12 protein-coding genes and 1 tRNA gene are annotated in these 12,946 nt (G+C 63.2%); 10 read left to right on the forward strand and 3 right to left on the reverse strand.

Translation table 11 applies throughout. The features are described from left to right. The first annotated feature begins 85 nt into the window (after window positions 1-85). From EU803_RS14375 to EU803_RS14420, 10 genes are all read left to right on the forward strand, one after another. A complete protein-coding gene (locus EU803_RS14375; protein WP_129684043.1) occupies window positions 86-745 on the forward strand; it encodes an ATP-binding cassette domain-containing protein in 660 nt (219 codons plus the stop codon). Further along, complete coding sequence (locus tag EU803_RS14380) at window positions 723-2,402, forward strand: capsule biosynthesis protein (RefSeq protein ID WP_129684045.1); 1,680 nt, start codon at window positions 723-725, stop codon at window positions 2,400-2,402. Before EU803_RS14375 ends, EU803_RS14380 begins: the two co-directional genes overlap by 23 nt. After that, window positions 2,402-3,235: a 3-deoxy-8-phosphooctulonate synthase gene (gene kdsA, locus EU803_RS14385; RefSeq protein ID WP_129684047.1), complete on the forward strand. Its 834-nt coding sequence runs from the start codon at window positions 2,402-2,404 to the stop codon at window positions 3,233-3,235. The genes EU803_RS14380 and kdsA overlap by 1 nt, the downstream gene beginning before the upstream one ends. 60 nt (window positions 3,236-3,295) lie before the next feature. Beyond that, complete coding sequence (locus EU803_RS14390) at window positions 3,296-4,627, forward strand: mechanosensitive ion channel domain-containing protein (protein WP_129684049.1); 1,332 nt, start codon at window positions 3,296-3,298, stop codon at window positions 4,625-4,627. Window positions 4,628-4,692: 65 nt separating this feature from the next. Next, window positions 4,693-4,767: transfer RNA gene (locus EU803_RS14395), tRNA-Gln, on the forward strand. Window positions 4,768-4,941: 174 nt separating this feature from the next. Continuing rightward, window positions 4,942-5,433, forward strand: coding sequence for an Lrp/AsnC family transcriptional regulator (locus EU803_RS14400; protein ID WP_129684051.1), 492 nt, complete (start codon window positions 4,942-4,944; stop codon window positions 5,431-5,433). A 162-nt stretch (window positions 5,434-5,595) separates the two neighbouring features. After that, window positions 5,596-6,738, forward strand: a complete 1,143-nt coding sequence (locus EU803_RS14405; protein ID WP_129684053.1) for a glycine cleavage T C-terminal barrel domain-containing protein — start codon at window positions 5,596-5,598, stop codon at window positions 6,736-6,738. Window positions 6,739-6,761: 23 nt separating this feature from the next. Then, entirely contained in the window at window positions 6,762-7,211 is a 450-nt protein-coding gene (locus EU803_RS14410) for an OsmC family protein (protein WP_129684055.1), read from the forward strand. Window positions 7,212-7,231: 20 nt separating this feature from the next. Further along, window positions 7,232-8,032, forward strand: a complete 801-nt coding sequence (locus EU803_RS14415; RefSeq protein ID WP_129684057.1) for an enoyl-CoA hydratase — start codon at window positions 7,232-7,234, stop codon at window positions 8,030-8,032. Between the two features lie 3 nt (window positions 8,033-8,035). Beyond that, window positions 8,036-9,670 (forward strand): acyl-CoA synthetase, encoded by a 1,635-nt coding sequence (locus EU803_RS14420; RefSeq protein WP_129684059.1) that lies wholly within the window; start codon window positions 8,036-8,038, stop codon window positions 9,668-9,670. Between the two features lie 31 nt (window positions 9,671-9,701). On the opposite strand, the gene EU803_RS14425 is transcribed toward EU803_RS14420, so the two are convergent. The 3 genes from EU803_RS14425 to EU803_RS14435 are packed head-to-tail and all read right to left on the reverse strand — an operon-like array spanning window position 9,702 to window position 12,768. After that, entirely contained in the window at window positions 9,702-10,049 is a 348-nt protein-coding gene (locus tag EU803_RS14425; protein WP_129684061.1) for a hypothetical protein, read from the reverse strand. Window positions 10,050-10,061: 12 nt separating this feature from the next. After that, complete coding sequence (locus EU803_RS14430) at window positions 10,062-12,305, reverse strand: molybdopterin cofactor-binding domain-containing protein (protein WP_129684063.1); 2,244 nt, start codon at window positions 12,303-12,305, stop codon at window positions 10,062-10,064. Window position 12,306: 1 nt separating this feature from the next. Further along, on the reverse strand, window positions 12,307-12,768 hold the full coding sequence (locus tag EU803_RS14435; RefSeq protein ID WP_129684065.1) for a (2Fe-2S)-binding protein: 462 nt from the start codon (window positions 12,766-12,768) through the stop codon (window positions 12,307-12,309). Between the last annotated feature and the right edge of the window lie 178 nt (window positions 12,769-12,946).

A 12,946-nucleotide genomic window follows, 5' to 3' on the forward strand; every position in this document is an offset into this window, starting at 1 on the left:
GCGCCTGATCATTGGGCGTTAACCATGTTCGGTGACCTTGCAGACGCTCTGCGGGCCATCCGCGGGCAGGCAAAAGCGGATCGCAATGCTGGAATTCATTGATGTCAGCAAGTCCTTCTGGACCGGCAAGCAGCGCAAGGTCATCCTTGACCGGGCGTCGTTCCGGGTGGAGCTTGGCAATTCTCTGGGCATCCTTGCCCCCAACGGCACCGGCAAGACGACCCTGATCAACATGATGGCGGGGCTGGAAAAACCGGACGAAGGAAAGATCCTCCGCACCAGCCGCATTTCCTTTCCGCTGGGGTTCATGGGTGGGTTGGTCCACAAACATACCGCGCGCGAGAACACCCGCTATATCGCGCGCCTGTATGGGCTTGATCCCGATTATGTCGAAGCGTTCTGCCGCTGGCTGTGCGACATCAAGGAATATTTCGACATGCCGGTCGGCACCTACAGCCAGGGGATGCGGTCGCGCCTGTCGTTTGCCCTGATGCTGGCGCTGGATTTCGACATCTACCTGATCGACGAAGGGATGCCGCAGACGACCGACGCCGCCTTTAACCGCAAGGCCGGCGAAATCATGCGCGAACGGCTGGAAACGACGACGGTCATCATCGTGTCCCACCAGCCCCAGACGCTCGAGAAGTTCGCCAGATCGGCCGCCGTGCTTGCCAATGGCCGTTTTCACATGTTTGACACCTTGGAAGAAGCGAAGCAGTTGTATGACTACGAAACCCAAGGCTAGAAAATTCCGCATCCGGCGCAGCGGCACCGGCCCGGGCAGTGCCCGGCCCGACACGCGTGCGCCGCTGGGTGCAATCGGCACGGCCCCCTCTGCCCCGCCGGCGGCCCCTGCCGCGCGGCCGATGGGCGGACAGGTGGACACCCCGGCGCAGGTTCAGGCGGAAACCGATCTTGATACGATCCGGGCCGAGGGGCTGACCGGGCGGCAACTCCGCATGGCCCGGCGTGTAGCCCAAAAGCATGGCATCGCCGCCACATCCGATTTCGACGCTGTGCGCCAACTGCGCGCGCGCGGGATCGACCCGTTTGAAAAATCCTCGATCCTTGAACTGGTCAAGCCGACCGCGGCGGCAGGGGGTGGGGGGCAGCCGCCCAGCAACCCGACCAACACCGCCGAACCCGCCTCTGCGGGTGGTCAGCCGCTTGGTCGGATTCAGCTGCCCCAGACCGTCCCACAGCAAAGCCGCGAGGTGGGCCATCCGGTTCAGCCGAACCCGGCGGATCAGCGGGCCCGCGAGATTCTGAAGATTCAGCGCGATATCGCCAAACGGCGGCGGCGGCGGCTGGTTCTGCTGGCATCGCGCCTGTCGATGTTCGTGATGCTGCCGACGCTGATCGCGGGGTACTACTTCTTCGCGATCGCAACGCCGCTGTTCGCCACGAAATCCGAGTTCGTGATCCAGCAGGCCGAAGGCGCATCCGCTGCCGCGGGTGGTCTTGGCGGATTGTTCCAGGGCACCAGCATGGCGACGCAGCAGGATAGCACGGCGGTGCAATCCTACCTGACCAGCCGCGACGCGATGCAGCGGCTGGACACCGAACACGGGTTCAAGGCCCATTTCTCGGACCCGTCCATCGACGCGATCCAGCGCCTGCCGCAGGATGCGTCGAACGAAGAGACCTTTGCCGCCTATCAGGACCACATCCGCATTGCCTATGACCCTAGCGAGGGCGTCATCAAGATGGAGGTCAGCGCCACCGATCCCACCGTCAGCCAGCGGTTCTCGGAGGCGCTGATCGGCTATGCGGAAGAGCAGGTCGACCAGATGACCCAGCGCCTGCGCGAAGATCAGATGGCCGGTGCAGAGCAGAGCTATCGCGATGCCGAGACGCGCCGCGAACAGGCCCTTCAGGAATTGCTGCGTATCCAGAACGAGGTGTCCGTCCTGAGCCCCGAGGGCGAGGTATCGGCCATTCTTGCGCAGGTCAGCACGCTGGAAACCCAGAAGCAGCAAAAGCAGCTTGAACTGGCACAGTTGAGCAGCGTGCGCCGCCCGAACGAGGCGCGCGTCAACGCCCTGACACAGGAAATCGCCAACCTTGACGATCTGATTATCGCCCTGCGCAGCCAGATGACCCAGCAAAGCGGTGAAGGGTCCACGCTGGCCTCCAAGACCACCGAATTGCGGCTGGCCGAGGAGAATTACCAGTTCCAGACCCTGATGGTGCAGCAGGCGCTGACCATGCGCGAAACCGCCCGGATCGAGGCCGAGCGGCAGGTCCGCTACCTGTCGCTCTCGGTGCGCCCGATTGCCCCGGACGATCCGACCTATCCCCGTGCGCTGGAAAACACGCTTGTCACCTTCCTGATCTTCGCGGGCATCTATCTGATGATCTCGCTTACCGCTTCCATCCTTCGCGAACAGGTCTCTTCCTGATGAAACATGTCCAGATTGGCGGTCTTACCGTCTCCAACGACCTTCCGCTTTGCGTCATCGCGGGCCCGTGCCAGCTTGAAAGCCGGGACCACGCCCTGATGATCGCCCGCACCATGGCCGAGGCCTGCGCTGCGGCGGGGGCGCAATATGTGTTCAAGGGCAGTTTTGACAAGGCGAACCGCACCTCCCTTTCGGGCAAGCGCGGACTTGGCGTCGACGAAGGTCTTGCCGTGCTTCAGGCCGTGAAGGATGAGATCGGCTGCCCGGTTCTGACCGACATCCATTCCGAGGCCCAATGCGCCCGGGTGGCAGAGGTCGCCGACATCCTGCAAATCCCCGCCTTCCTGTGCCGCCAGACCGACCTCTTGCTGGCCGCCGGAGAAACCGGCGCTGTGATCAACGTCAAGAAGGGGCAGTTTCTGGCCCCGTGGGACATGCCCAACGTGGTGTCCAAGATCGAAAGCACCGGCAACACGCGCATCCTGCTGACCGAGCGGGGAGCCTCGTTCGGCTATAACACCCTTGTGGCCGATATGCGGTCTTTGCCGATCATGGCCCGCAGCGGTTACCCGGTGGTCATGGATGCGACCCATTCGGTGCAGCAGCCGGGTGGTCAGGGCGGATCGTCCGGTGGCCAGCGTGAATTTGCACCGGTCATGGCCCGTGCCGCGGTCAGCCTTGGGATCGGGGCCGTGTTCATCGAAACGCACGAGGACCCGGACACTGCGCCCTCGGACGGGCCGAACATGATCCCGCTGTCGCGGATGCCCGCGCTTGTTGACAGCCTCATGGGGTTTGACCGGCTGGCCAAGGCAGACCCGCTGCACGTCTGACTTTCACCCCCGGCGTTTCCGTCCTAGGGTTTGGGCATTCGTTCATTGCTGCGGTTTCCCATGCGCTTTTTTCACATCCTTCTGATCTGTCTGACCCTGGTCCTGTCGCCTTCGCTGTCACCGGCGCAGACGACCGAAGCCCCTTCGGGCCCGATCACGACCCAAAGTTCGGCCACCGATGACGCGGCCATCGCCACCCGCATCCGCGACATCATCGGCGAGTTGGGGGGATATGAGGATGTGACCGTTCAGGTAAGCGACGGCATCGTTACGCTACGCGGCACAGCCACCTCGGCCGCCGAGATCGACAGCCTGACCGGGCTTGCCACCCGCGTCGAAGGGGTGGTCGCGGTCAAGAACGAGGTGACGGAAACAGGCGATCTGGCCCGGCGGCTGGACCCGGCCATGGACCGGTTCCTGGCGCGGGTCGATCAGTTGATCACCCTTCTGCCCCTGATCCTGATTGCGCTTGCGGCATTTCTTGCCGTGGCCTTTGTTGGCCGGGTTCTGGCGCGGATGAAGCAGCCGTGGGACCGGCTCGCGCCCAATGCCTTCATCGCCGATCTCTATCGCCAGATCGTGCTTATCATTTTTGTGGTCGCCGGACTGGTGATTGCGCTGGATATCCTGAACGCCACCGCGCTTTTGTCCACCATCCTTGGCGCGGCGGGGATCGTCGGCCTTGCCATCGGTTTCGCGGTCCGTGACACGGTAGAAAACTATATCGCCTCGGTCCTGCTTTCGATCCGGCAGCCGTTCCGGCCGAACGACACGGTGGAAATCAACGGTGATCAGGGCAAGGTGATCCGCCTGACCAGCCGGGCGACGATCCTGCTGAGCTTTGACGGCAACCACATCCGTATCCCGAATTCGACCGTGTTCAAAAGCCGCATCATCAACTTCACCCAGCAATCCGACCGGCGGTTCATGTTCGACCTTGCCGTCGATCCGGGCGCAGATCTGTCGCAGGCGCGCACGATTGCCGCCGAGACGGTGCAGGGCCTTCCCTTTGTCCTTGCCGAACCGGCCGCGCAGGCCTGGATCGAAGGGATCGAACCGGGCGGCGCGCAGATTAAGGTGACCGGCTGGATCGACCAACATGAGACATCGATCCTGCTGGCGCGGGGCGAGGCGCTGCGCCTTGTGAAGCGCGCCTTTGAAGAGGCGGGAATCGACCTTGTGAACGCGGTCCAGCGGGTGCTTCTTGAAGGGGCACCGGGGCCGGAGACCCCGGCACAACAGGCCGCCGCGGCCGCGCCCGAGTCCGCGGAATCGGCCGAGGTCGCGACAGTTGAAACCACCAATGAAACCGCGCTGGACAAGATGATCGATGCAGAGCGCGAACAGGACGAGACCGAGGACCTGCTGACCGAGGACGCCACGAAAGAATAGCCGAATTTTTCGGATTGAAAGGGGTTGAACAGTCCCACAAGGCCGAGTATCTAGCCCCTCGCTGCTGGGGTGTAGCCAAGTGGTAAGGCAACGGTTTTTGGTACCGCGTACCGTAGGTTCGAATCCTACCACCCCAGCCAGCCTAGCGTTTCCCTGATGTCCCGCCCATTGTGTCCGGGCCCCGTGCCATGGGGCAGCGGGGTCTTTTGGTATATGTGAAAGAAGACCACTTCTTTACCGCGACGGCGGAATGTAGCAGCTTGGGACGATCACGGCAGATTATGCCGCTGGCACCTTTGTGAAGGCAGAGAAGAATGAAATCCACGGGACTGGATGCCGCCGACATTCGTATTCTCACTGCACTGCAACTGCATGGTCAGCTGAGCAAGTCGCGATTGGCGGAACTGGTCAACCTGTCACCCACCCCCTGCTGGGCGCGTTTGGATCGGTTGCGGGCGGCCGGTTATATTCGTGGGTTTCACGCCGATCTGGCGTTGGAGCGCATCGCCGACTTCACCCAGGTTATCGTTACGGTTTCGCTGCAACGGCATCGCAAGTCCGACTTCGACCGGTTCGAGGCCCTGATCCAGACTATGGATGAGATCACCCTGTGCATCGCGACCGGCGGCGGGATGGACTATGTCCTGCATGTCTACACGCCCAGTCTGGCGGCGTTCCAGGAACTGATGGACAGGCTGCTGGCGGCCGATGTCGAGGTGGATCGCTACATGACCTACATCGCGACCCGCAGAATCAAATCGATTCAGCCCAGTGTCGGAAAACTGATCGCACGTGGCGCGAACTGACCACCTGCGTCTGAACAGACTTTGAAGGCCAGAAAAATCGGTCCGTTTGGGCTGTCCAAACCGATATTTCCAGACCGCAGCCGGGCAATTTCCCGGACTAGAACCTCGCCAGATCCAACCGCTGATGACCTGACCGGTCCCACGCAAGAGAAGGCGACTGACATGAAGAACGCAGACGATTTTGGCTTCGGCACCCAGATCCGCAAGTCCCCGTATTTCGACGCGACCGTCCGCTGGGGCGCGACCGGCTTTTCCGTCTACAACCACATGTATATCCCGCGCGACTTCGGGAACCCGGAACAGAACTTCTGGAACCTTGTGAACGAAGCAATCCTGTGTGACGTGGCCGTGGAACGTCAGGTCGAAATCACCGGGCCGGACGCCGCCAAATTCGTGCAGATGCTGACCCCGCGCGACCTGTCCAAGATGGCCGTGGGCCAGTGCAAATACATCCTGATCACCAACGCAGACGGCGGCATCCTGAACGACCCGATCCTGCTGCGTCTTGCTGAAAACCACTTCTGGATCTCGCTGGCCGACAGCGACATCCTGCTCTGGGCACAGGGCGTGGCCGTCAACTCGGGCCTCGACGTCACCATTGGCGAACCCGACGTGTCGCCTCTGCAGCTTCAGGGCCCGAAGTCGGGCGAGATCATGCGCGCCTTGTTCGGCGACGAGATCATGGACCTGAAATACTACTGGCTGCGCGCGGTCGAACTGGATGGGATCCCGCTGATCGTGTCCCGCACCGGCTGGTCCAGCGAACTAGGCTATGAACTGTACCTTCAGGATGGGTCGCGCGGCGACGAGCTGTGGGAAAAGATCATGGCAACCGGTCTCGAATTCGGCCTGAAGCCCGGCCACACCTCCTCGATCCGGCGGATCGAAGGCGGGATGCTGTCCTACCACGCCGATGCCGACATCAAGACCAACCCGTTCGAACTGGGGTTGGGTCGTCTTGTGAACCTCGACATAGAGGCCGATTTCATCGGCAAGGCCGCGCTGCGCCGCATCAAGGAAGAGGGCGTCGCCCGCAAGCAGGTTGGTCTGGTCATCGACTGCGATCCGCTGAAAGGCCCCAACACCCGCTTCTGGCCGATCAACCAGAACGGTGAAAACGTCGGCAAGGTCACCTCGGCCGTCTATTCGCCGCGTCTGGAAAAGAACATCGCGCTGGCCATGGTCGCCGTCGAATGTTCCGAGCTGGGCACCGAGATCGAGGTCGTCACCGGCTCCGGTCCGGCACGGGCAACCATCGTTGAAGTTCCCTTCTACGACCCGAAAAAGTCGCTCGCCGCGGCCTGAGCCAGAACAAGGACCATCACGACATGTCCGATCTCTCGATCCAGCTGCACTGGCACCGTGCCGAAGCCGAATTCAAGCCCAACGCCTATTCGGCAGAACACACGGTTCAGTATAACAGCAATTTCGACGTGATGGTGGATGCCGCCCCTGATTGGGGCGGCGATCCCGCCAACACCAACCCCGAACAGGCGCTGGCCTCTGCCCTGTCCAGCTGTCACATGATGACCTTCCTTGCGCTTTGCGCCAAGGCCGGTTGGCCGGTGGCAAGCTATCACGACCACGCGGTCGCCCATCTGGGCAAGAACCCCAAGGGGCAGATGTCCGTGACGAAAATCGACCTGCATCCGGTCGTCCGTTTCGACACCGGGTTCACCGTCAGCGATGACGAAATGGCCGAGATGCAGGACCGCGCGCACCGCTACTGCTTTATCGCAAACACGCTGGCCGACAGCGTCGAGGTCAACGTTCTCTGACCCTGAAAAGGACTTTCCCCGTGCAAAACAGCGACATCCTGCTGCGTGACCTTGATGACACCGGCATCTTGCGTCTGACCCTGAACGACGGGCGGCGGCGCAATCCGCTGTCCGAGGCGATGTTGGCCAGCCTTGGCGAGGCATTTGCCGAGGCCGGGGAAAATCCGAAGGTCCGGGTGATCGTCCTGGCCGCAAATGGTCCAGCGTTCAGCGCGGGCCACGACCTGAAGGAAATGACCGCAGGTCGCGCCGGGCCGGACCGCGGCCGCGCCTATTTCACCAAGGTCATGACCCAATGTTCCGGCGTCATGCAGGCGATCGTCAATTGCCCCAAGCCGGTGATCGCCGAGGTTGCAGGGATCGCCACCGCCGCCGGCTGCCAATTGGTCGCCAGCTGCGATCTGGCCGTCGCTGCCGAAGAGGCGCAATTCAGCACGCCGGGGGTCCACATCGGCCTGTTCTGCTCTACCCCGATGGTCGCCCTGTCGCGCAACGTGTCGGGCAAACACGCGATGGAAATGCTGCTGACCGGCGATATGACGACCGCGACCCGCGCCGCGGAAATCGGGCTGGTGAACCGGGTTGTCCCGGCCGAAGATCTGACCCGGACCGCGATGGAGATGGCCGCCAAGATCGCGTCGAAATCCAGCATGACGCTGGCGACCGGCAAGCGCGCGTTCTACGCCCAGCGGGAAATGGGGCTGGCCGCGGCCTACGACTATGCGAGCCAAGTCATGGTCGACAACATGCTGGCCCGTGACGCCGAAGAAGGCATCGGTGCCTTCATCGAAAAACGCAGCCCCCAGTGGCAGGATGCCTGACCGATGACAAACCCCTACAACACCGATCTTGACCGGACCCCGGCCAACTATCAGCCGCTGACGCCGCTGACCTTTCTGGAGCGGGCCGCGAACGTCTTTCCCGATCACACCGCCATTGTTCATGGTGCCCTGCGCCGCAGCTATGCCGAATTCTACGCGCGGTCCCGCCGTCTGGCTTCGGCCCTGACCAAGAACGGGATCCGGCGCGGCGACACGGTATCGGCGCTTCTGCCCAACACGCCGGCCATGCTGGAATGCCACTATGGCGTGCCGATGTGTGGCGCGGTTCTGCATTCGATCAACACCCGTCTGGATGCCGCGATCATCGCGTTCCAACTGGATCACGCGATGGCGAAGATCGTCATCGTCGACAGCGAGTTCATGCCCCTGCTGCAAGAGGCGCTGTCGCTAGCCCAAGTTGCGCCACTGGTCATTCAGGTGGACGATCCCGAATATGACGGCCCCCGCACCGAAGTAGAGGTCGCCGATTACGAGGTCTTCCTGACCCGGGGCAACCCTGACTTCGATTGGCTGATGCCAGAAGACGAATGGGACGCGATTTCGATCAACTATACCTCGGGCACCACCGGCGACCCGAAGGGGGTCGTGTCACACCACCGGGGGGCCTACCTGCTGGCGCAGGGCAACGCGCTGACCACTTCGATGAAGAAGCACGCGGTCTACCTCTGGACCCTGCCGATGTTCCATTGCAACGGCTGGTGTTTCCCCTGGACCCTGTCGGCCATCGTGGGCACCCATGTCTGCCTGCGGCAGGTTCGGGCCGAACCGATCTGGTCGGCGCTGGCCGAAGAGGAGGTTACCCATCTGTGCGGTGCGCCCATCGTGATGTCGCTGCTGATCGGCGCGCCGGACGCGGCCAAGCGCGACCTGTCGCATACGGTGCAGTTCTTCACCGCCGCCGCCCCGCCGCCCGAAAGCGTTCTGGCCGCGATGAAAGAGGCGGGTTTCGACGTGACCCACCTATACGGGCTAACCGAAACATATGGCCCCGCAGTCGTCAACGACTGGCACCGCGACTGGTCCGACCTGCCCGCCGACCAACAGGCGACGTTGAAGGCCCGTCAGGGCGTCCGCTATCTGCCGCTGGAAGGGCTGGACGTCCTGGACCCGGACACCATGCAACCGGTCCCGCGTGACGGGCAGACCATGGGCGAGGTGATGTTCCGCGGCAACGTGGTGATGAAGGGCTATTTCCGCAACCCCACGGCCACGCAGAAGGCCTTTGAAGGCGGCTGGTTCCATTCGGGTGATCTGGGTGTCCGGCATCCGGACGGCTATATCCAGCTGAAGGACCGGTCCAAGGACATCATCATTTCCGGCGGCGAAAACATCTCGTCCATCGAAGTGGAAGAGGCGCTGTATCGGCACCCCGCCGTGGGCACGGCAGCCGTGGTTGCCATGCCGCATGACAAATGGGGCGAAACGCCCTGCGCCTTCGTCGAGTTGAAGCCGGGCCAGCAAGCGGATTCCGAAACGCTTCGCGCTTGGTGCCGGTCGCAACTGGCGCCCTACAAGGTGCCCGGGCGGTTCGTCTTCACCGAGATCCCGCGCACCTCGACCGGGAAGATCCAGAAGTTCGTGCTGCGGGAACAGGCACGGCAGCCCGAATTCACCTAAGGCTCAGCAATTTTTCCGGGCGGCGCTGCGATCAGGTCGGCGCCGCCCGACCTTTCCAGAGCGCCATAAAGACCGACAAGATCGCGCCAAGATCGGCCAGAACCACCCCGCCGATCAGGAGATCGTGGACAACGCCGCCGCCCAGTCGGGAAAGTTCGACGCCCGCCGCAACGATCAGCGCCAGCATCACCAGCCAGCCCGGCCCGCGCCACCCGGTCCAAAGGATCGCGCCCGCGACAAGCGCCAGCCCGACAAGGGTCAGTTCCGACAGTCCCGCGAAGGGCACCAGTAGAAGGTGCAGCACGGCGGCCAGCCCCATCATCAGCGCCCCGAAGCGAAAGCTGCCAAAGCCGGAAGCGGAAATAATGTTCTGTGTCATGGCGGCCCCCGGTCAGACGAAATCTATGTGCTTGTTGAACGGCATTTCGCGGATGCGCTGCCCTGTCGCCGCGAAGATCGCGTTGGCCAATGCGGGGGCCGCGGGTGGCACCATCGGTTCGCCAATCCCGCGCACCTTGGAACCGTTCTCAAGCCCCCGAACGTGGATGCGCGGCGCTTGCCAGATCCGCATCGCTTCGTGGTCGTAGTAGTTTTGCTGCTGGGCCATCCCATCGGCATAGGTGATCTCGCAATTGATCGCATGGCCAAGGCCAAAGACGATCCCGCCCTGCACCAGCCCTTCGAAATTGACCGGGTCCACCACGGTGCCCACGTCGCAGGCGGCCCAGACATCGTCAATCCTGATGCCCCTGTCGGTGGCTGTCACCTCGATGATCTGGGCGAAGGGCACGCCGAAACTTTCGACAAAGGCCACCCCACGCCCCTTGCCGTTGCCAAGCGGACCGGCCCACGACGCCATCTCGCCCACGGTTTCCAGCACCCGGCGCGAAGCCTCGTGGCCCATCAGCCTGATCCGTTCTTCAAGCGGGTCGGCCCCGGCCGCGTGGATCAATTCGTCCAGAAAACTGTCGAAGATGAACCCGGCCCCTGGCGCGCCCACCGCCCGCCAGGACGACACGGGCGCCAGCCCTTCGGCCCGAAAACCCCGGACGCGCAGGTTGGGAATATTATAGGGATTGTTCCAGGCCCCGGATGTGATCTGGGAATCCGGACCGGGGATATTCATGCCGATCCGCCCCATTTGCGAGGCCATGACCGATGGTGCGGCGATATCCACCTCCATCGCCTCGACCCGGCCATTTGCGACCACGCCGCGCCCGCGCCCGATGGCAGGATGGCGGGGATAGTCGTGGGCGAAATCCTCTTCCCGGCTGTACGTCAGCTTGACCGGGATGCCGGGCATCTGCACGGCGATGGCAGCTGCGTGTTTCAGATACTCCAGTTCCAGCCGGTGGCCGAAACTGCCGCCGATGAACTGGTTATGGAACCGGATCTGGTCAGGCGTTTGCCCGGTGATCGCGGCGACCTGACGTTGCAGGAATTGCGGCATCTGGTGGCCGGTCCAGACATCGGTGCTGTCCGCGTTCACCCGGACGATGGCGTTCAGCGGTTCCAGCGGGGCGTGCGCAACATACGGCGACCGGTATTCCGCTTGAACCACGTCCGTAGCGGCGGAGATCGTGGCGCTGGTGTCGCCCTCATCCCGCCAGGTCTTGTCGAGTTGATCGTCGTTGAAGGCGTCGGCAAGCGCGGTCCAATGGTCATCCTGTTCGGCCAGATAGGGGGCCGGGCCCCAGTCCACCTCGACCGTTTCGGCAGCGCGGATCGCCCGCCAGGTATTGTCGGCAATGACCGCGATCCCTCCAGGGATTTCCAGCACGTCGCTGACCCCGCGCATCGCACGCGCGGCGCTGTCGTCATAGGACAGAAGGGCGCCGCCCTGCCGGGGGTTGGTGCGGACGGCGGCGTGCACCACCCCCTCGACCTTCAGGTCGATCCCATAGGTCATGGTCCCGGTTGATTTGGCGACAATATCGACCCGCTGGGTCGGTTTGCCGATCAGCCGCCATTCAGCGGGGTCGCGCAAGGTCACATCCTGAACCGGGTCAACGCCCGCCGCAGCGGAGGCCAGCGCGGTATAGTCAAGCCGCGTCCCGTCTGGCAGGACCACCGCGCCGCTTTCGGTCCGCAGATCTTCGACCGCGACGCCGGTTTCCCGCGCGGCGGCCAGTTTCAGCGTTTCCCGCGCAATCGCCCCGGCCCGCCGCAGCTTGTCGAAACTGTCGGGCATGGCGGACGACCCGCCGGTCCCTTGCATCCCCAAAAGCTTGGCCACGCCGCCCAGCGCATCGCGCACCGTTTCCGCGCCCCAGCTTTCGTTTGTCGGCATGAATGGGACGGCCTCGGACGTCAGCGCGGTATTGTAATAGGCCGGATCGGGGGCGCCAAAACTGACCTCAAACTGGCCCATCTCAAGGTCCATTTCCTCGGCGATCAGGACCGCCTGCGCCGAGGTGACCCCCTGCCCCTTATCCGCATGAGGCGTGATCAGGGTGATCCCGTCCGCGCGGACAAGAACCCAAGGGTTGAAGGATGCCTCGCCCTCGGCCAGCCCCTCCAAAAGCGGGTTGGGATGGGGTGTCCGGGCCGAGTAGACGCCAAAGGCGACCCCGCCCGCGATGGCGGCAGAGCCGATCAGGAACCCACGCCGGGTGATGGTGCGCAAACGGCTCATCTCAGGCCTCCTTCAACTTGGCGGCGGCGGTGTGGATCGCGGCCCGGATGCGGGGGTAGGTGCCGCATCGGCACAGGTTCCCCCACATGGCATCGTCGATATCGGCATCCGTCGGGTCCGGGTTTTCCGCCAAAAGGGCGGCAGCCTGCATGATCTGACCGGACTGGCAATAGCCACATTGCGCGACCTGATGGTCTATCCACGCCTCTTGCACCGCGTGCAGCGCATCCGGCGTGCCAAGGCCGTTGATCGTTAACACCTCGGCCCCTTCGGCATCGGCGGCGGGGGTCTGGCAGGATCGCACGGCCTCGCCGTTCAGATGCACGGTGCAGGCCCCGCATTGGGCAACGCCGCAGCCATATTTCACGCCGGTGATGCCCAACTCGTCCCGCAGCACCCACAACAGGGGCATGCCGGGTTCGACATCCACTTCACGTTCAATTCCATCGACGATCAGTTTCATGCGTACCTCTGTCCGTTGGTTGTTTGGAATCTAGGGGATCTGGAAATAATTGCGACCCCTCTGGTCCGAGGCGAGCCCTTCACCTAGCGTCAACAAAGACACGATCGCGTCGAAAACCACCCCCGAAACGGCGTCCCGGTGCCTTTCGCCCGGCTGCCAAACCCGGCATGGTGCGGGC

Source organism: Loktanella sp. IMCC34160 (assembly GCF_004145845.1).
Classification (GTDB): domain Bacteria; phylum Pseudomonadota; class Alphaproteobacteria; order Rhodobacterales; family Rhodobacteraceae; genus SELP01.